Annotated in this window: 16 protein-coding genes, 1 tRNA gene, 2 rRNA genes and 4 pseudogenes; 11 read left to right on the forward strand and 12 right to left on the reverse strand. The window is 55.3% G+C overall.

Translation table 11 applies throughout. The features are described from left to right. Positions 1-134 precede the first annotated feature (134 nt). Positions 135-1694: a long-chain-fatty-acid--CoA ligase gene (locus ED661_RS02825; protein ID WP_122072437.1), complete on the reverse strand. Its 1560-nt coding sequence runs from the start codon at positions 1692-1694 to the stop codon at positions 135-137. A 31-nt stretch (positions 1695-1725) separates the two neighbouring features. Between ED661_RS02825 and ED661_RS22320 the strand changes: the two genes are divergently transcribed. From ED661_RS22320 to ED661_RS21800, 3 genes are read left to right on the forward strand one after another with little or no spacing between them, the layout of a single operon-like run. Continuing rightward, complete coding sequence (locus ED661_RS22320; RefSeq protein WP_256385547.1) at positions 1726-1851, forward strand: hypothetical protein; 126 nt, start codon at positions 1726-1728, stop codon at positions 1849-1851. Between the two features lie 60 nt (positions 1852-1911). Continuing rightward, positions 1912-3696, forward strand: coding sequence for a carboxyl transferase domain-containing protein (locus tag ED661_RS02830; protein WP_122072438.1), 1785 nt, complete (start codon positions 1912-1914; stop codon positions 3694-3696). Next, positions 3686-3997 (forward strand): hypothetical protein, encoded by a 312-nt coding sequence (locus tag ED661_RS21800; RefSeq protein ID WP_162930002.1) that lies wholly within the window; start codon positions 3686-3688, stop codon positions 3995-3997. The genes ED661_RS02830 and ED661_RS21800 overlap by 11 nt, the downstream gene beginning before the upstream one ends. On the opposite strand, the pseudogene ED661_RS02835 reads toward ED661_RS21800, so the two are convergent. From ED661_RS02835 to ED661_RS02845, 3 genes and pseudogenes are all read right to left on the reverse strand, one after another. Continuing rightward, positions 3993-4133, reverse strand: a pseudogene (locus ED661_RS02835) (IS6 family transposase); the annotation flags it as partial. The gene ED661_RS21800 and the pseudogene ED661_RS02835 overlap by 5 nt on opposite strands. A 122-nt stretch (positions 4134-4255) precedes the next feature. Beyond that, positions 4256-5218 (reverse strand): pyridoxal-phosphate dependent enzyme, encoded by a 963-nt coding sequence (locus ED661_RS02840; RefSeq protein ID WP_122072439.1) that lies wholly within the window; start codon positions 5216-5218, stop codon positions 4256-4258. After that, entirely contained in the window at positions 5215-6192 is a 978-nt protein-coding gene (locus ED661_RS02845) for an ornithine cyclodeaminase family protein (RefSeq protein WP_122072440.1), read from the reverse strand. Before ED661_RS02845 ends, ED661_RS02840 begins: the two co-directional genes overlap by 4 nt. 112 nt (positions 6193-6304) lie before the next feature. Here ED661_RS02845 and ED661_RS02850 point away from each other — a divergent pair, with 112 nt between their 5' ends. From ED661_RS02850 to ED661_RS02865, 4 genes are read left to right on the forward strand one after another with little or no spacing between them, the layout of a single operon-like run. Further along, on the forward strand, positions 6305-7444 hold the full coding sequence (locus ED661_RS02850; RefSeq protein WP_122072441.1) for an aminotransferase class I/II-fold pyridoxal phosphate-dependent enzyme: 1140 nt from the start codon (positions 6305-6307) through the stop codon (positions 7442-7444). Positions 7445-7447: 3 nt separating this feature from the next. Continuing rightward, on the forward strand, positions 7448-8065 hold the full coding sequence (locus ED661_RS02855; RefSeq protein ID WP_122072442.1) for a transcriptional regulator: 618 nt from the start codon (positions 7448-7450) through the stop codon (positions 8063-8065). Next, the gene (gene argE / locus ED661_RS02860; protein WP_122072443.1) at positions 8062-9231 is read left to right on the forward strand and encodes an acetylornithine deacetylase; all 1170 of its coding nucleotides are present in this window, start codon (positions 8062-8064) and stop codon (positions 9229-9231) included. The genes ED661_RS02855 and argE overlap by 4 nt, the downstream gene beginning before the upstream one ends. Then, positions 9228-10181: an ornithine cyclodeaminase family protein gene (locus tag ED661_RS02865; protein WP_122072444.1), complete on the forward strand. Its 954-nt coding sequence runs from the start codon at positions 9228-9230 to the stop codon at positions 10179-10181. The genes argE and ED661_RS02865 overlap by 4 nt, the downstream gene beginning before the upstream one ends. Positions 10182-10242: 61 nt before the next feature. Here ED661_RS02865 and ED661_RS02870 read toward each other — a convergent pair whose 3' ends face one another. The 5 genes from ED661_RS02870 to ED661_RS02890 are packed head-to-tail and all read right to left on the reverse strand — an operon-like array spanning position 10243 to position 14316. Next, positions 10243-11292 (reverse strand): SMP-30/gluconolactonase/LRE family protein, encoded by a 1050-nt coding sequence (locus ED661_RS02870; protein WP_122072445.1) that lies wholly within the window; start codon positions 11290-11292, stop codon positions 10243-10245. 28 nt (positions 11293-11320) lie between these two features. Beyond that, entirely contained in the window at positions 11321-11992 is a 672-nt protein-coding gene (locus ED661_RS02875; protein WP_122072446.1) for an ABC transporter permease, read from the reverse strand. Beyond that, positions 11992-12690 (reverse strand): ABC transporter permease, encoded by a 699-nt coding sequence (locus ED661_RS02880; RefSeq protein ID WP_122072447.1) that lies wholly within the window; start codon positions 12688-12690, stop codon positions 11992-11994. Before ED661_RS02880 ends, ED661_RS02875 begins: the two co-directional genes overlap by 1 nt. Positions 12691-12744: 54 nt before the next feature. After that, entirely contained in the window at positions 12745-13518 is a 774-nt protein-coding gene (locus tag ED661_RS02885; RefSeq protein ID WP_122072448.1) for a transporter substrate-binding domain-containing protein, read from the reverse strand. 36 nt (positions 13519-13554) lie between these two features. Beyond that, on the reverse strand, positions 13555-14316 hold the full coding sequence (locus ED661_RS02890) for an amino acid ABC transporter ATP-binding protein (RefSeq protein WP_122072449.1): 762 nt from the start codon (positions 14314-14316) through the stop codon (positions 13555-13557). A 251-nt stretch (positions 14317-14567) separates the two neighbouring features. Between ED661_RS02890 and ED661_RS02895 the strand changes: the two are divergent. The 4 genes and pseudogenes from ED661_RS02895 to ED661_RS02910 form a co-directional block, all read left to right on the forward strand. Then, positions 14568-14927: pseudogene (locus ED661_RS02895) on the forward strand (transposase); the annotation flags it as partial. A gap of 59 nt (positions 14928-14986) precedes the next feature. Then, positions 14987-15224, forward strand: a pseudogene (locus ED661_RS02900) (hypothetical protein); the annotation flags it as partial. A 273-nt stretch (positions 15225-15497) separates the two neighbouring features. Further along, positions 15498-16031: a transcription termination/antitermination protein NusG gene (locus ED661_RS02905; RefSeq protein WP_122072450.1), complete on the forward strand. Its 534-nt coding sequence runs from the start codon at positions 15498-15500 to the stop codon at positions 16029-16031. 95 nt (positions 16032-16126) lie between these two features. Next, positions 16127-16462, forward strand: a pseudogene (locus tag ED661_RS02910) (transposase); the annotation flags it as partial. Positions 16463-16659: 197 nt separating this feature from the next. Here ED661_RS02910 and ED661_RS02915 read toward each other — a convergent pair. The 3 genes from ED661_RS02915 to ED661_RS02925 all read right to left on the reverse strand — a co-directional run. After that, positions 16660-16736 (reverse strand) — tRNA-Met (locus tag ED661_RS02915). 177 nt (positions 16737-16913) lie between these two features. Further along, a 5S ribosomal RNA gene (gene rrf, locus ED661_RS02920) occupies positions 16914-17028 on the reverse strand. 204 nt (positions 17029-17232) lie between these two features. After that, positions 17233-19434: ribosomal RNA gene (locus ED661_RS02925) — 23S ribosomal RNA — on the reverse strand; the annotation flags it as partial.

Here is a 19434-nt window from a genome sequence, read left to right on the forward strand (position 1 = left end):
AGTGAAATCATAGGTGGGCATTTCCTAGCGCCTTATGATTCGCAACCTCCACCGCCTAACGTGGCCCGGAAACTCTCTTTATCGTCAATTACTTAAAGGCTCTTCGGCTGCCTGATATGCGCATTAAGACCAATTCAGGAGATCTGACGCTGTTGCCCTTGCCAGTATGGTTTGCGCAACTCGGTTTTCAGCACCTTATTCGCTCCGGACAGGGGGAAGGGATCTGTGCGGTATTCGATGCTGCGTGGGCATTTGTATCCGGCGATCAGAGTGTGGCAGTGCGCTTGCAGCTCTTGGGTGGTGACAGCAGCATCCGGGTGCAGGATGACAAGGGCATGGACACTTTCGCCCCATTGATCGCTGGGAATACCAATCACTGCACTTGTTGCGACGGCGGGGTGTTGGCCCAGTGCATTCTCTACCTCAGCGGAATAGACGTTTTCGCCGCCTGACACGATCATGTCCTTGACCCGGTCCACCAGAAAGACAAATCCGTCCTCGTCCATATAGCCCGCATCCCCGGTCATGACCCAACCATCGATAATGGTTTCGGCGGTTACCTCAGGTTTGTTCCAATAGCCAAGCATGGTGGTTGGCCCTTTGACGGCAATTTGGCCGACATCTCCCTTGGCGACTTCTTGTTGCTGATCATCGACAATGCGAATTTCGCAGACCCGTGTCGCCCGTCCGGCGGAGCGCAGCTTACCTGCTTTGGGGCCTTCAAACACATGGTACTCAGAGGGTAAAATGGTCGCCACCGGACTGAGCTCGGTTTGCCCAAAGGCCTGCAGAAACGAAACATTGGGAAATTTCTCAAAAGCCTCTTTCAGAACGGCCTCGGTGATTGGCGAAGCGCCATAGGCAATCTGGCGCAAAGACGAGATATCCGTCTGCGCCAGCCTGTCGCTTTGCAGCACCATCTGCAACATGACCGGCACCAGCAAGACCTGGTCTGGTTGATGTTTCTCGATCGCCTCCAGGGTGCCTTCGGGCGTGAACATCGGGATGATGACATGGGTGCCTGCCATCAGGGTAACAGCGGTGAACCACAGCAGGTCGGCGATGTGAAACATTGGTGCCGCGTGCAGATACACGGTTCTGTCGTGCATATTGATGTCATGGGCATTTGCCACCGCGCCCACATACATGTTGGTATGAGACAGCATCACCCCTTTGGGAAACCCGGTGGTGCCCCCGGTGTAAAAGACGCCGGCCAGATCATCGCCGTTGCGTTCGGCATCCTTGGCGGGTTGGGCAGCGGAGATCAGCGCTTCGTAGTTTTGCATGCTCTCTGGCGTCTCGCCGTCTCCGGCATAGATCAACGTCTTCAGGCCTGCCACTTGTGGTTTCACCTCGGCGGCCAGGTCTTTGAAGGTCTCATCACAGATCAGGATTTCGGCCCCGGCATCGTTGAGCGCATAGGCGCATTCGGCAGGGCTCCAACGGATATTCATCGGCATCATCGCGCCACCGCCCCAGACCACCGCAAAATAGTATTCGATAAAGCGATCCGAGTTCAGCGAAACCAGAGCGACACGGTCACCGGGCTTCATACCCAACCCTTGCAGCGCGCCCGCCAGACGGGCCACACGGTCCAGCATCTGGTTCCAGCTTTGTTGGCGGTCCTGGAATATCGTTGCAATCCCATCGGGATTGATCTGGGCGGCCCGTTTGATCATAGACGTGATCTGCATGTTGCGACCTTTCAGTTTGCTGCGATGCGGAATGCTAGCCAAAGTTGATCACCTGAACCGTGCAAGTCAACGCTTTGACCGGTTGGAAAAATCCATTTTTGATGTGACGGAACGTCCTTTGCACAGGGCGGCGCAACTGGCGCATGCTGAAGCCTGACCCTTTTCGAAGACCTACCAGGACCAGTGATTTCAGGTCCAAAAACCCAAGAGGCCTGACGTGAAAACCATCAAAGCGGAAAACCCTGCCATTGTCTCAGAAATCCGCGTGGCGGTGGGGGATGAGGTGGCGACTGGCACAGTTTTGCTGGTGACGGAGCTGATGAAAATGCAGCATGAGATCCGCGCCGGTGAAAGCGGGGTGATCACCTCCCTGCATGTGTCGACCGGGGATGAGTTGCGTGGTGGCGAGCCGCTGATCAGCTTTGAACCGGCTGAGGTGTCGTTGCAGGTGTCGCAGGATACACAGGGGCAGCGGTTGGACTTTAGTGAGTTTGAAGCGCGTATGGCACTGCTTGCGGATAGTAGCAGGGCAAAGGCGGTTACCAAGCGCCATCAATCTGGCGGCCGGACAGCGCGGGAAAACATCGAGGATCTGTTCGACCCCGGTTCGTTTACGGAATACGGTGCTCTCGCGGTTGCTGCCCAACGCACCAAACGCCCGCTGTCGGAGCTGCAGTCGCGCACTCAGGGGGATGGGATTATTTGTGGTACCGGGACTGTGCAGGGGCGGCCCGTGGCTGCCATGGCGGTTGACTACATGGTTATTGCTGGCACCCAGGGCTACAATCACCACCGCAAGATGGACCGCTTGATTGAGCGTGCCGGGCGGGACAACCTGCCAATTGTTCTTTTTGCTGAAGGCGGCGGCGGGCGGCCAAATGACTATGACATGGCCCCCCTCATGGTGGCCGGGCTGAATGTTCCCTCTTTTCGCCACTTTGCCGCTTATAAGGGCCCCAAAATTGGCATTGCGGCCGGGCTGTGTTTTGCCGGAAATGCGGCGCTATTTGGTCTGTGCAATCTTCGTATTGCCACCCAAAACAGCTGGATCGGCATGGGGGGACCGGCGATGATCGAAGGCGGAGGCCTGGGCATAGTGCAGGCCCATGACATAGGGCCCTCCGAAGTTCAAAAGGCAAACGGTGTCATTGATCTGTTGTGCGCGGATGAGGCCGGGGCGGTGGCCGCTGCCAAGGTGCTGCTTGCGCTGCCGCATATGGATGACGCAGATGAGGCTGATCAGGCGGGCCCACCGGTGGTGGCCCTGCGCAGTGTTGTCCCTGCGGATCTCACCCGCGCTTATGACATGCGCGAGGCACTCGACGCGTTGGCGGATCCGGGTAGTTTTCTGGAACTGCGCCGCGACTTTGGCCAGGGGATGATCACCGGCTTCATCCGCATAAAGGGACAGGCCTTTGGGGTTCTGGCGAATAACCCGCTGCATTTAGGTGGAGCCATCGATGCGCCTGCCGGCGACAAAGGCGCCCGGTTTCTGCAACTCTGTGATGCCTGGGGGCTACCCGTCGTGACCCTGTGCGACACACCGGGTTTTATGGTGGGGCCTGCGATCGAAGAGACGGGACAGGTGGCACATATCTCGCGGCTGTTCCTTGCAGGGGCCCATTTCAGCCAGCCTTTGGTGACGGTTATCCTGCGCAAGGCCTATGGGTTGGGGGCGATGGCAATGGCTGGGGGCGGCTTTGACCGACCACATTATTGCTGCGCCTGGCCAACAGGCGAAGTCGGGGCCATGGGGCTGGAAGGGGCCGTCAAGCTGGGGCATCGGGACCATTTGGCCGCTATAGAGGACCCAATAGAACGCGAAGCCGAGTACCAGCGGTTGGTGGCCGAGCTATACCAAAACGGCTCAGCCTTGAATGCAGCAAGCCTTCTGGAGTTTGACGCGGTGATTGATCCGGCCCAGACCCGCGAAGAAATCTCACGCGTTGTGGCCACTGTCAGCCCCAGCAGTTGCAGTGACCGTTATGTGGATGCTTGGTAGGCGGGGGAAACACCAGCATTGCCCCCAGCTGAGCCTGCGCCGTCAAATTCAGCTGCTGACGCTGACCCGATCCTATTGGCCCTATGTGCCGAAGGACGAGAGCGCCGAGAACCTGCGGTTTATGGCGGTGATCGACAAGCGGTTCTTGGAGACGCCGTGGTCCAGATCGCGCCAAATGGCACGTCATATGAAGCGCAACACCCAAGCCTGCCGGCGGCATAGTGCCCGACGTTTGATGCGGCTCATGCGGCTGCTGCCGATCTACCAGGAGCCCGACACCAGCAAAACACCCGCCGCATAACTCCGCGTTCAGCGAGAAGATCTTCGACATCGGCGGTGCTGGGCGCAAAACGATGGTAGACCCAGACGGCACAGGCGGTGATTTCACGCGGGAAACGAAAACCTTTCAGGCGTAGCATTTGGGGCGGGATTCTCATGCGTGAGCGGTAACCAGTTCAGAACGCGCAAACAAGTTGCCAATGCCCTTCCCATCCATGTCAGACAATCTTGGCCAGTTCACAGCCGCGACCGCTGCCCCAGTGGCCTATGAACTCCCAGTTCACAAGACTGCCCGCACCCTGTCTTGATCATAGTTGGCTCCGCATAGCAGCACCACATTCACCTTGCCTTCAAACCGGTCAGGATCCGAGAGAATTGGGGCCAGGGCCAGGGCAGCCGCCCCTTCGACGATCATGTTTTCTGTCCATGCTAGGGCCTTCAATCCCAGGGCAATTCCATCCTCGGCAATATGAATGATCTCGTCGATTACCTCACTGGCCATCGGCAGGGTAAGCGACCCTGCATCTACGCCGCCAGCCACGCCATCGGCCAATGTGTCATGATGCTCGGTTTCGACAATCTTGCCAGCCTTGATAGCCGCCGCCAGGGCCGCTGTGTTGACCGCGCTGACCCCGATAATACGGGTGCCTGGGGATATCGCCTTGATCACCGCTCCCACCCCAGAGATGAGGCCCCCACCGCCCATGGAGATAAACAGGTTATCGATCTGAGGCAGCTGTTCAATCAGTTCCAAACCAATAGTACCCTGCCCCGCAATGACTTCAGCGTCGTTGTAAGGAGAGGCATAAGTATAGCCCTGGGTCTGTGCAAGCCTACGCGCGTGCTCTTCGGCCAGAACACCGTCGGACCCTTCAATAATCAGCCGGGTGCCATAGCTTTCAATCTTTTCCCGCTTTTGAGCAATGGTATTGGAAGGTACCACCACTGTTAGATCATGGCCCGTTTTCTGCGCAGCAACGGAGCAGGCAATACCGTGATTGCCGGTAGAGGCGGTAATCACCGGGCGGTCCGTCGGCAAAGACGTCAGCTTTGCACTTGCGCCTCGAAACTTAAATGACCCAGTTGTCTGCAAATTTTCAGTTTTGTAAAAAAGTTGGGTTCCCTGGTTTAGGACCATACGCGACGCCAGCACCGGCGTCTTTCGAACCATTGGAGCGATACGGCGCCTGACAGTGGCTGAGCGTACTGCAGACTGCAGGATGAGAGTACTGGGGCTGGTCATGATTTCACCTTTTGGGTTGTCTGCTGTCGGAAGGCCTGCACTATTGTCAAAGCTGTTGCCGCATCCAAAGCAGCAAGACCGCTCAGATCTGCAATTGTAATCGCCCGATCATCAAGCCGGCCTGGGTGGGCTCCTGAAAGCACATGGCCCAATGCGACCAGATCTTTTTCTGCAACTCTCCCTGCGGCGAAGGCGCTTTGAAACTCCCCCTCATGCAGGGCTTGCTCCGCCAGATCACAAATCAGAAGATCAGCCCGGGCGACCAGATCGACATCCAATTCCTGTTTGCCAGGACAGTCGGCACCCACTGCAGTGATATGCGTGCCCGCTCGAACCCAGTCTCGAAAAATCAATGGTGTTTTTGAAGGGGTAATTGTGATGATGGCGTCAACCGCACCCGCAGCGGATTGCAGATCTGTTACCGGCCTCGCCTCAAGCCCCGCAGCGCTTAGCCTATCGGCTGCGGCTTTGGCACGATCGGAATGACGCGCCCAAATTTTGAAAGTCAGCGGTATTTCTCCGGCAAGACGTTGCAGGGACTGGGCCTGGTGCAAACACTGGATCCCCGCCCCGACAATCAGCACGTCGCGATAGCCCTTACGCGCCAAAGCATGGGTTGCAAGCGCCCCAGAGTACCCAGTGCGCAGGTCCGTCAGCCATCCGTCGTCTTTTAGAACCGCCAACGGTTCACCAGTCTGCGCACTGAATACAAGGAGCATTCCGTTGGATGTTGCCAGCCCGCGCTCTGGGTTGTCGTAAAACCCGGTGGCAATCTTGATAGCAAAGCCTTCGCTGCCGGTGATGTAGCCAGTTTTTACATGACACTCGCCATTCGCAGCTTTAAAATCGAGCCATGCAACAGGGGGCGATTGGACCCGACCTTCGGCCTGCGCGATATAGGCGTGACGAACGGCCTCTGACCCGGCGTTATTGTCCACCAACTTCTGTATGCCAGGCCTGTCCAGTTCAATCATCTTCAGTCTCCAAAGCGTATTGACGCAGCTTGTAGACTGAAATATCTAATTTGTACAAATTGGTCAATCTGGAAACCACAGACTACCCCGCTGATGGAAAAGGACCTTCCGAATGAGAAATGAAGCCTATCACACGTTCAAGGTGGAACAGTATCTGTCAGAGCTGGAACACGGAGTTGTTTACAACTTTTCAGAAAGCGGTGTGCATCCCATGTCGCTGCAAGAATTGGCAGATATGGCGGAGATCGACACCGACGCATTTATGTCGACGTTGATCGATTATCCACAGGTAAATGGCAAGCAATCACTGCGAGAGACTATCGCTGGTTTCTATCCTGGTTCCAGCCCAGAGGGCGTAATGATCACCACAGGCGCAACCGAGGCAAACACCCTGGTCGCAAATACCCTGTTGAAGCCAGGCGACAATGTAGTCTGCTTTCGCCCCACCTATGAGCAGATTTCAGGCAACGCACAAAACAATGGCAATGAAGTCCGCTGGGTCGATCTGATCGAAGCCAACGAATGGGGCATTGACGCCCAGGCGCTGGCGGCAGCGGTGAACGAAAAAACACGTATTATTCACGTTGTGAACCCGAATAACCCAACCGGCTGCGTCCTGACAGTGGAAGACCGCGCTCAGATTATCGCTGCTGCAAACCGGGTGGGAGCCTGGATCGTGGCAGATGAAGTCTATGCTGGGACCGAACGCGAGGGAGACGTGGAAACGCCCTCATTCTGGGGCACCTACGACAGGGTGCTTATTGTCAACTCGATGTCCAAAGCCTATGGGTTGCCCGGGCTGCGTTTAGGCTGGCTGGTAGGGCCAGAAGAGATCATCGAACAATGCTGGCGGCGTCATGAATATGCATCCATTTCGGCCTCAATGCTGTCGATGGAGCTGGCTGACCACGCCCTGGCTGAGCCCGCCCGCTCCAAATTAAAGGCGCGCGCCCGCAAGCTCATCCGTACCGGATTTGATATCCTGACCGAAGAGCTGGGGCGGCACCAGGGTGTGTTTGAGACCGTGGCTCCACATGCCTCGGCCATGTCATTTGTACACTTTAATCTGCCGATCGGCTCCGAAGAATTTGCCGCGCGCCTCCTGCGCGAAAAGGACCTTTTGGTTATTCCGGGAGCGCGGTTTGGTGTCGAAAACCATTTCAGGTTCAGTTCTGCCTTGCCCGAAGACCACCTACGCAAAGGGTTGAACCATATGAACGATCTTACCCGTGACATTATGGAGGGCCGATAGGCTATGTTGGACCGCAAAACTCTGCTCACCAATAGCAAGGCCCTGGCTGACGCGATCCCGCTGCTTTTTGGCACCCGAAACGAAGTCGTCCTGCATGATCTAAGCACTGAAACCATTGCCTATATTGCCAACCCCTTTTCCCAACGCCAACCTGGCGATCCTTCCAACATGCATGAGATCGATTTCCACCCCAGCGAGGATGTCATTGGCCCCTATGAGAAAGTGAACTGGGACGGCAGCGTTCTGCGGTCCATCAGCGTTGTGGTCCGCGATGATGCCGGCAATGCCCAGTTCGTTTTGTGTATCAACCATGATCAGGCTGACCTGCAAAACCTGCAACGGGCCGTCCGTAGCCTGCTCCCTGCGCGCTCTCCCAAGGTGCAACCGGAAGCACTGTTTCGCAATGATTGGCACGAAAATCTCAATGTATTTGTCAGCGACTGGTGTGCAACACGGTCCCTGCGTGTTGAAGAGCTGAGCCGCGAGGCCCGTCGTGAGCTTGTCGCGGCCCTGGAGAGCTCTGGCGCCCTGTCCGAACGAAACGCAGCCGCTTATGTTGCCCGGGTTCTCTCGGTTAGTCGGGCTACGGTCTACAACGATCTCAAGGCAGTCGCTGAATGAGCGCGGACCTCGCCCCGACATTATCTTTGCTGGAGAAATTGGTCAGTTTCCCTACGATCTCAGACCAATCCAACATTAACCTGATTGCGTTCATCGCGAGCTATCTGGACAGCCATGATGTGCGCTTCCATGTCTTTCCAGACGCGAGCGGTCAAAAACAGGGTCTGATTGCCCAGATCGGGCCAGATGAAGCCGGTGGTGTGATCCTCTCTGGTCACACCGACGTTGTCCCTGTCACAGGCCAGGCTTGGGCATCGAACCCGTTTGAACTGGTCGCCCGAGACGGCAAGTATTTTGGTCGTGGGACTTGCGACATGAAGGGGTTTCTTGCCCTGACCTTGGCCGCTGTGCCGCAGATGGTCGCCGCCCCCCTTTGTCGTCCGGTGCAGCTGGCATTTTCGTTTGACGAAGAGATTGGCTGCCTCGGCAGCCCACCCTTGTTGGCGGAGTTGGCGCGACACTTTCCACCTGCCGAAGTGGTTATTGTTGGTGAACCAACAGAGATGAATGTTGTACGCGGTCACAAAGGTGGCATTGGGATGGTGACGCGTATCACCGGCAAGGCGGCCCATTCCTCGCGTCCGGACCTCGGCGTCTCAGCCATCAACCATGCTGCCAAAGCAATTTCTTGGCATGCCGCACAGATGGAAAAAAGCCGCAAACAATCAGCGGGTGACGGCTTTGTGCCACCCTATTCCACCCTGCAGGTTGGCACTATCACGGGAGGGGTCGCACTCAATACTGTGCCAGAAAACTGCTCTTTTGAAAGCGACATTCGCCATTTGCCCGGCGAGAAAGCCAGCGATTGGATTGATCCCTATCGGGCCCTTTTGAAAGCCATCGAACGCGACATGCAAGTGGAGCATCCAGAAGCGCATATTGAGCTTGAAATAACCGAAACTGTTCCAGCGATGATCGCTGATCCGGACGGGGCAGCCACCGCATTGGCCCGCAGGTTAACTGGCGATAATGCTGACAGGTTTGTGTCGTATCAGACCGAAGCGGGACATTTTCAAGCCTCTGGCTACGACACCGTGATCTGTGGCCCGGGCAGTATCGAACAGGCCCATAAGCCTGACGAATTTATCACCGCCGCACAATTGCAGCGGGGTCAAGCCTTCATGCAGGCGTTGACCGACACTCTTTGCACAAGGACAATAGCATGACTGACACACCGATCATTTTGAATGCAGACCAGGTTGCCGAACTGGCACCTCGGATCGACCTGGCCCACGAGCTGCGTGCAATGTTTGCGGAGCTGGGGCAGAAACAAGCCGTTCAACCCTCACAAAGCGTGACTTTATTTCCTGAGGATCGCGGAGACTTTATCACCTATTTGGGCGCCCAGGGTACTGCGGGTGTATTTGGCGCAAAATTATCGCCCTATCTGGTCACAAAAGACGCACCAATCATCACCGCCTGGACCTTGCTGATGTCGATGGAAACCGGCCAGCCTTTGCTACTATGTGATTCAGGCCAGTTGACCACGGAACGCACCGCCGGAACCACAGCACTGGCCGTCGACCTCCTGGCTCCAGAGAGCGCCAAGCGATTGGCCATCATCGGCTCCGGTGCGGTTGCTCAGGCGCATTATCGCCATGCCTGCAAGCTGCGTAACTGGTCATCTGTCACAGTGTATTCGCGCTCGCTTGCAGATGACATCGCTGCGCAAGACACTTGGCGCGCGCTGGCCAGCTACATCCAATTTGCCAGCAGCCCAGAGATGGCCAGCGATGGCGCGGATGTGGTGATGCTATGCACCTCTTCCGGCACACCAGTGATCGACACTGCAACCATCGGCGCGAACACCCTCGTGACTTCGATCAGTACAAATGTCGCACAGGCACATGAGGTTGATCCTGCTTGGCTAAACCAGGCACAAGTCTATTGCGACGCCCAGGCGACGACACCAGATTCAGCAGGTGAAATGGTTCTGGCTGCGCGTGATCATGGCTGGAGTAAAGAGGCAATCATGGGAGATCTGGCCACTTTGGTCACTGAAACCTGCCCGCGCCCCAGCCAAGGTAAACCGGTATTTTTCCGCTCGATCGGGCTGGGACTGGAAGACATCGCTGCGGCCAAGGCGCTGTTGTCCCTGGCAAAACAAAGCAGCTAAACCCATAGAGGCCGCTGATCCATACTAGGTCAGCGGCCTTTTCTTTCCCGACCGCAAGCGGCTACTTCATCTTGATACGATAGAGATCAGCTCCGCCGGTCATGTAAAGATAGGTGGTGCCGTCGGGGTCACGAACGAATTCTGTGTTTGTCGGCCAGACCTCGCCAGTTGGTAGGTGCCCGATCACATCTCCGGTTGGGGAATAGACATAAACTCCCGGATCATCGACGCCAAAAAGAGCCACATAAAGATTGCCGTCTTTGTCGGTATTCAAGCCGTCAGGCCCAAAGGTATTGACCTGAGCATAGTCGATCAGAATGCTGCGCGCACCCAGTGTGCCATCGTCGTTCATCGGATATTCCAGAACGGCCATCAGGCCTGCATGGACTGGCTGGTCTTTGGCGTGGCGTGTGTAATCGGTTGAACTGTTATCATTCGCCGCCGCCACATAAAGCTTTGATCCATCAGGGGAAAAGGCGATCCCATTGGGTTTGACCGCATCCGCGACCACCAGAGTAACAGAACCATCGTTTTCTACTCGATAGACGCCTTGAATGGGTTGCTCGATGGTTTCATGCCCAGCATATCGGGGATCGCTGAAATAGATCAGCCCGCCCGGCCCCATCGTCAGATCGTTTGGAGAATTCAGCCGCCGCCCCTGAAAACTATGCGCAATAATGTGGGCCCGTCCGGTTTCTGCATCGATCCGGGAAATACGACGACCGCCAAAATCTGCTCCCTGCGCCGCATAGAGATCTCCATCTTCGGCCATGTACAAGCCGTTTGACTGCCCGCTGGGAGAACGGAAAAGCGAGACCTGCTTCTCCTGAGCGTCGTATTTGAAGATTGCGCCTTCCTGATGCCCCTCGGCCGAGCAATCACCTGATGACATGATGTCGCTGAAATACACATCGCCCTTCGCGCTAGCGGCAATGCCTTCGGTGAAACAGGCCGCACTGTATACCAGCTCCCATGCAGCATCAGGTTCCAGAAAATCAGACAACCCCTCCGGGGCTGGCAGGTCCGCCGCACTGGCGGCCCCGCCAAGGCAGGTCGCCAATGTCAGGAAAGCTACCGACATCTGGGATTGCAGTGCTCTAACATTTGGCATTCTCTCGCTCCTCGTTTTGAATGTTTCCTCAGTGATCGAGCCGCCGTTCAACCCATTGCATCAAAAAGGTCAGCGCAAAGACGATAGCCAAATAGACCACGCCGGCGCTGATAAAGGCTTCGAAAGGGGTGAAATGTTTGGACGACAATTGTTTGGCCAGCCCGGTGATTTCCAACAAAGAAATGGTGCTGGCGAGAGAGGTTCCCTTGAGCACCAGAATAATTTCATTGCTATAGGCAGGGATGCTAATCCGCGTGAGCTGCGGCAGAATGACAAAGCGCAGCTTTTTCCAGCGCGAAAACCCATAGGCCTTTGCGGCTTCCAGCTGTCCCTTTTCCAACCCCAATAACCCGCCGCGCAAGATCTCGGATGTGAAAGCCGCGGAATTGAGTCCCAATGTCAGGAACGCACAGAACCAGGCATGGCGCAGCAATGGCCAAGCGATGCTTTCGCGGACGGCTTCGAACTGCCCCAACCCAAAATAGATCGCAAACAGCTGCACCAACATCGGGGTGCCCCGAAACAACGAAACATAGCAAACTGCACCATGTCGCAAAACCGGAACCTTTGCGACGCGAAGATAGCATAGGATCGCCCCCAGCAGGACGCCCAAAGCCAAAGCCCCTGCCAAAAGACCAAGCGTGATCGGCACTCCCGCGAGTAATTTTGGGATAAAATCCTTGAACAGATGCCACTCCATTACCGCTCTCCTGTGATGGCAATGCGCCGTTCAACAGCCGTGACCGCCCGTTCGGAAAACATCGAGATAATGAAATAGATGGCAGCGGCTATGGCGTAAAACGTAAAGGGCCGGAAGGTGGCGCCAGCGGCAACGGTTGATTGCCGCATCAGCTCCGCCACGGATGTCAGGCTGACCAGCGCGGTGTCCTTTAACAAGATGAGCCAGATATTGCCCAAGCCAGGAAGCGCCACGACTATCAGCTGTGGCAATTCGATCAGGCGAAAGGCTTTGCTGGGTTTAAATCCAAACGCACGGGCGGCTTCAGCCTGGCCTGGTGGAATGCTCGAAGCTGCACCGCGAAAAACTTCGGCGGAATAGGCTGCGGTGATACAGGTTAGCGCAAGTGCAGCCAGGAAAAACCCACTCAGGTTGATATATTCGGTATATCCAAAACTGGCAGCGACACCGCGGACAAATACTCCGGTGCCAAAGAAGAACAGATAGATAACCAGCAGTTCTGGCACCCCGCGCAAAACGGTCACATAGGCCCCGACGACAAACCGGGAAAACCGCCCGGCACGACGCAGCAGCGTCAGCATCAACCCGACGAACGTCCCGGTGACAAAGCAGATGACAGCCAGGATCAACGTGGTCACCAATCCGCGGGAAATTTCGTCACCCCAACCCGCATCTCCAAAACTGAGCAGTTCAAACATCGCATCACTTTCCGGGTGCAGAGGGCCGTGTTAGCCCTCTGCGTCGCCTAGGGATTAGGGGGTTGCGTCAAAGCCAAACCAGGTCTGGGAAATGCCAGCGATAGTGCCATCGGCAAGCAGCTCAGCGATGGCTTCGTCAACCCGATTTTTCAGGTCAGCATCGTCTTTTGAAAACCCAAGCCCAATACCCTCGCCCAGCTCAGAATATTCTGAGAAATCAAGCTGAGGTCCAAAGGTGGAGAGGTTTGCGCCTGCATTGGCTTCGGACATGCTTGCCCAGCTTGTGGTTTCCATCAGCGCGGCGTCCAAACGCCCAATCGCCAGATCCGCTACAATTTGGTCTGCGCGCTCATAGGTTTTGATGATCGCATCAGGAAAGTGGTTTCCCACCAATCCTTCAAAAATGCTGGATCCTTGAACCCCTACGGCCTTGCCTGCCAGAGCGGCCTGTAGACCCGGGCGATCCGCGATATCACCAAATCCATTGCCCGAAGCCCCGAACGAGGCAGGCGCCTGTGCATAGGCTGACGAAAAGCCAATGCGCTCTTTGCGTTCGTCAGTGATCGAAACTGCGGAGATGATCATGTCATATTGACCGGCCTCGAGTGCTGGCAACAGACCGTCGTAGGCCTGGTTGGTCCAGATACATTCCGCTTTGATCTTGGCGCAAATTGCTTGGCCAACTTCAATGTCAAAACCAATCATTTCGCCAGCAGAGTTGACCGACTCCCAGGGTGGATAATCCGCGCTCGTTGCAACCCGTAATGTATCCGCACTCGCGGGTATCGCAGCAACAACTGCAGCAGCAACCAGTAGATGTTTCAGCATTTTTCTCTCCTTGTTGGTGGATTACTCCGGTTTTTGTTAGTGGGAGGCCGATGAGACGAATTGCGCACATCGCTCACTGCTGGGTGCATCAAAAACCTGAGACGGCGGCCCGGTTTCTTCGATTTGCCCGGCATCCAGAAAAGCCACCTTGCTAGAGACTTCGCGGGCAAACCGCATCTCGTGTGTGACCAGCATCATCGTGGCGCCGCCCTCTGCGAGCTTGACAATGACATTCAGAACCTCTTTCACCAGCTCGGGATCCAGCGCCGATGTCGGTTCATCAAACAAAAGAACTTTGGGTTCAATTGCGAGGGCGCGTGCAATTGCAGCACGTTGTTGCTGCCCACCTGATAGCTGAGAGGGGTAGTGATCTCGCCGATCAAAAAGCCCGACCTGTTCCAGCGCGCGTTCTGCCCGCTCATGCGCCTCAGACTTGGACAGACCTAGCACATGGCGCAACGGCGCCTGCACATTTTGTGCAGCTGTCATATGTCGCCAAAGATTGAAATTCTGAAACACCATACCAAGGCTGGCCCGGTACTGGCGGATGGCTCGCGTTTCATTCAAGGCACCATTGCGAACAACATATTCAACCGGCTGATCTTCCAGAGTAAGCGCACCACTTGTGGGCACCTCGAGCAGGTTAAGGCAACGCAACAAAGTGCTTTTCCCCGAACCAGATGACCCGATCAGCGAGACAACTTCACCCTTATCGGCAGCAAGGGAGACACCTTTCAGAACCTCCAGCTGCCCATATGATTTTCTCAAGTTCTCGACCGAGATCTGGTGCCTAGTCATGATACTCTCTTTATACTCAATAGTCTATTTTAGATATATTGGTCCATATCTTCAGTCAAGAGGTGTCATCTTCAGGTCTCCGAAAACCCGAGCCCACTATTTGTGAGGATGATCTTGGTCTTCCTTCAGCGCCTGCGCCTGACAGCCAGCACCGGCAATTCCGATGCAAACGCAACCCAGGCTCAGGATCTATTAATCTGATTGAGGCTGAGATGGCTGCGTGGTTCATAGCCCTCAATCTCGGGAATTTAATGAGCAATCTTAACTGGCTGAACGACGATCAAATGGCGCGGCTTCGGCCCTGTTTTCCAAAGAGCCATGGTGTACCGCGCGTTGATGATCGACGTGTTATAAGTGGATTTATCTTCATCAATCGTAATGGCTTACGGTGGTGTGATGCACCCAATGAATATGGTCCTGCGAAGACGCTCTACAATCGTTGGAAACGGTGGAGTGATATGGGAGTGTTTGCCCGGATCATGGAATGGCATGCTGCTGAAGCACCGGACAACAAAACAATTTCAATCGACGCAACTTACCTCAAAGCCCACCGGACAGCTTCCAGCTTGTCGGTTAAAAAAGGGGGGCGTAGACGTCTGATCGGGCGGAGTTTGAAGGATCAGGATATGATCCGGGGGATCAAATACCCTGAAAACGGGCGGCATGAATACAAATTCGGCGTACGGTTTCCGACCTGACATTGGACAAATTGATCCTGCTGGAGGCCGCACGCGGAGTGATAGCCGTCTAGGACATGATCCTGTGAATCATGTCAGGCCTGAATGGGCGGTGCCCCTGAGCCCTCGCGTCGACGTGCCTGCATTGATCATGTGCGCAGTCAGATGAAGGTTTCTGAGCGTCGTGTATGCCGTGTCCTGGCCCAGCACCAATCCACACAACGGCGATTGGCACATGCGCACATACTGCGCCGCCCGAAACTCTTTTACCTCGCCACTCCCGCCCAACTCAACCTCCGATCCGTATTTAACTCGGTCGGACGTTTGCTTGGATGGCAAAATGCAACAAACTGATAGTTATAAATTATCACATTATATCAACGCCTTGAGGAATTTTGACGCCAACATCTTCATCAAAATCTCACATCACACCCGGAAAACCTCACTTGCACCCGTTCAAATTCGAGCGATATGTGAGCGATAGAGTTTTAATGAGGTTACAAGATGACATTCCACGATCGCGGCACAAGCTGGTTTTTGGCGCAACTGAAGCCGAATTGTGCCAACATCGCGGATAAGAACCTCAAGCGCCAAGGCTTCAAAACCTTTCTGCCAATGGAAGAGGAGACGCGACAGCGCAACGGCAGGTTCGTCACCTCCATGCGGCCACTGTTTCCGGGCTACATTTTCGTGGCCTTCGTTGTGGCCCGCGGGTTCTGGCGCACGGTGAACTCGACCTACGGCATCACGCAGCTGGTGAGCTTTGGCAAGGAGCCAACGGCGGTGCCGCTGGATCTAGTCTCACAGCTGATGCTGCGCAGTGACGCGAAGGGCAAACTGCTGCCGCCTAAGCTCTTGAAGCCCGGTGATCAGGTGACCCTGACCAAGGGGCCCTTTGCCAATTTTGTGGCGGAGGTCGAAAAGATCGCGCCCGATCGGCGCATCTGGGTCCTGATGGAGATCATGGGTGGACAGACCCGCATGGCGGTCGGAGCGGATCAGCTGCGGGTGCCAAACACTTCTGGACAGCAATTTTAGACAATTTGACAGCAAAATTCTTGGAAGGTCTGAAAAACCTGCCACTTTTGACCTGATCTGGTAGACTTGGGGACCGTCTTCAAGGAGCTTTTCCGATGCCGAAACAGCCCGCCTTTCCCGGCTTGCGCGATGCGGTGAAGACGAAGGTGACGCGACGCGAGCAATTCCTGGCGGAGATGGATGCAATGGAGCCCTGGGGTCGTCTGCTGGCGCTGATCGCGCCGCATTACCCGAAGGTCGGGCCCAAGGGTGGCCATCCCCCGGTTCCCCTGGAGACGATGCTGCGGGTCTTCTTTCTTCTGAACTGGTAGGCGCTGAGCGACCCGATGGCCGAAGAGACGCTGTATGACAGCGAGGCGATGCGGCGTTTCGCTGGGATCGAACTGGGCGATGATCGTATCCCCGACGAAACCACGATCCTAAACTTCCGCCAAGGCCCGGGTGAAGAATTGACGGTTGATCTGATTGGCGACCTGACAGGCATTCTGTCGGTTGTAACGACGTCGGAAAGCATCCGCATTGCAGCGGAGCTTTCTAAACTTCAACAAGTGCATCAGGAGCTTAGCGGTAGAACGCGCAAAGCCACCCCGAAGGGGCTTTGGTGTCGTGTTCTACTTTACAAGTATATTGGTTGCGGGAGTAGGATTTGAACCTACGACCTTCAGGTTATGAGCCTGACGAGCTACCGGGCTGCTCCATCCCGCGACACTTTATTTGGGCTACCGCGCGGAGCGCTATTTGAGCCCGTTTGTCCTCTTGCCCGTTGGGCTACTTGAGGACAATTGCAGTATTGCCGGTAGCAATTCTGCGTGTCCCCTTCAGGGCGATTTGATCTGAAGGGTATTCTTAATGTTATCGTTTTGAGATTTTGGATTTTACTAGGTTTGGCAGTGACCTACTCTCCCACGACTTAAGCCGCAGTACCATTGGCGCAAAGGCACTTAACTTCCGGGTTCGGGATGGGACCGGGTGTTTTGCTCTCGCTATCGCCACCAAACCAAGAAAAATCCAAGTCCGACCCTCTTGGCTCCGCCAAGAGGTCGCGCGGCAGGCAGGGTATTTGCTTTAGCAAATGCCCGTTGCCGCACGTCAGTAATGTCACCGAATGTTTCGGTTTTCACAGCTGATATCGGAAGAAACAATCAACATTAAGTCTTTGTCATGTGGTGCTTATTTGGTTCTTGGCTGTCTATTACTAGATCAGATCAAGCCAATCGGGCGATTAGTACCAGTCAACTGAACGTGTTACCACGCTTACATCTCTGGCCTATTGACGAGGTGGTCTACCTCGGCCCTCAGGGATACCTTGTTTTGAGGGGGGCTTCCCGCTTAGATGCCTTCAGCGGTTATCCTGTCCGAACATAGCTACCCAGCACTGCCGTTGGCACGACAACTGGTCCACCAGTGGTTCGTTCACCCCGGTCCTCTCGTACTAGGGGCAACTCCTCTCAAGTATCCTACACCCACGGCAGATAGGGACCGAACTGTCTCACGACGTTCTAAACCCAGCTCACGTACCTCTTTAAACGGCGAACAGCCGTACCCTTGGGACCTGCTCCAGCCCCAGGATGAGATGAGCCGACATCGAGGTGCCAAACACTGCCGTCGATATGGACTCTTGGGCAGTATCAGCCTGTTATCCCCGGCGTACCTTTTATCCGTTGAGCGATGGCCCTTCCACTCGGGACCACCGGATCACTATGGCCGACTTTCGTCTCTGCTCGACTTGTCAGTCTCGCAGTCAGGCTGGCTTTTGCCATTGCACTCAACGAGCGATTTCCGACCGCTCTGAGCCAACCTTCGCGCGCCTCCGTTACGCTTTAGGAGGCGACCGCCCCAGTCAAACTACCCGCCACGCAGGGTCCCGGATCCGGATAACGGACCGCGGTTAGACATCAAGAGTGCGAAGGGTGGTATCTCAAGGGAGGCTCCACGTGAACTAGCGTTCACGTTTCGATGCCTACCACCTATCCTGCACGTCACAATCCTGATGCCAGTGCGAAGCTGTAGTAAAGGTGCACGGGGTCTTTCCGTCTAACCGCGGGAAGCCTGCATCTTGACAGGCAATTCAATTTCGCTGAGTCGATGTTGGAGACAGCGGGGAAGTCGTTACGCCATTCGTGCAGGTCGGAACTTACCCGACAAGGAATTTCGCTACCTTAGGACCGTTATAGTTACGGCCGCCGTTTACCTGGGCTTCAATTCAGAGCTCTCACCCCTCCTTTTAACCTTCAGGCACCGGGCAGGCGTCAGACCCTATACGTCGTCTTGCGACTTCGCAGAGCCCTGTGTTTTTAATAAACAGTCGCCACCCCCTGGTTTGTGCCCCCGGATTCCACTTGCGTAGGACCCGGGCCTCCTTCTCGCGAACTTACGGAGGTATTTTGCCGAGTTCCTTCAACATCGTTCTCTCAAGCGCCTTGGTATTCTCTACCAGTCCACCTGTGTCGGTTTAGGGTACGATCTTATAGAGGGGCTATTTCCAGGAACCTCTCAGCAGCCCATTCAATCCAATAAGGATGAACTACCTTCGAGATCCGTCACCACCTCATGGCCCAGGAATATTAACCTGGTTCCCATCGACTACGCCTTTCGGCCTCGCCTTAGGGGTCGGCTTACCCTGCTCAGATTAGCTTTAAGCAGGAACCCTTGGACTTTCGGCGAGAGTGTCTCTCACACTCTTTGTCGCTACTCATGTCATCATTCTCGCTAGTGATCTCTCCACGGGATCGCTCACGCGCCCGCTTCATCGAAAGCTCCGTGTCTCCAATCCTACCGAAGTAGGTAAGGAGACATGGAACTATGTCACACTACGCTCTGCTACCATGCACTATGTGCATCCTCAGCTTCGGCTCATGGCTTGAGCCCCGTTACATCTTCGCCGCAGGACGTCTTAATTAGACCAGTGAGCTGTTACGCTATCTTTAAAAGATGGCTGCTTCTAAGCCAACTTCCTGGTTGTTTTGGACATCCCACCTGCTTTCCCACTTAGCCATGAATTAGGGGCCTTAGCTGGAGGTCAGGGTTGTTTCCCTCTCCACTACGGACGTTAGCATCCGCAGTGTGTCTGCCGTATAGTACTCCCGGGTATTCGGAGTTTGGTTAGGATCAGTAAGACGGTGAGTCCCCATTACCCATCCAGTGCTCTACCCCCCGGGGTATTCGTACGACGCTCTACCTAAATAGATTTCGCAGAGAACCAGCTATCTCCGAGTTTGATTGGCCTTTCACCCCTAGGCACAGCTCATCCCGATCTTTTTCAACAGATGTGGGTTCGGTCCTCCAGTGCATGTTACTGCACCTTCAACCTGGCCATGCCTAGATCACTCGGTTTCGGGTCTGATCCCACGCATTCATTCGCACTATTAAGCTGTCTCTTATAACCATCTGATGCTGCCGACGA

Source organism: Pseudophaeobacter sp. EL27, assembly GCF_900313025.1.
Taxonomy (GTDB): Bacteria; Pseudomonadota; Alphaproteobacteria; order Rhodobacterales; family Rhodobacteraceae; genus Pseudophaeobacter.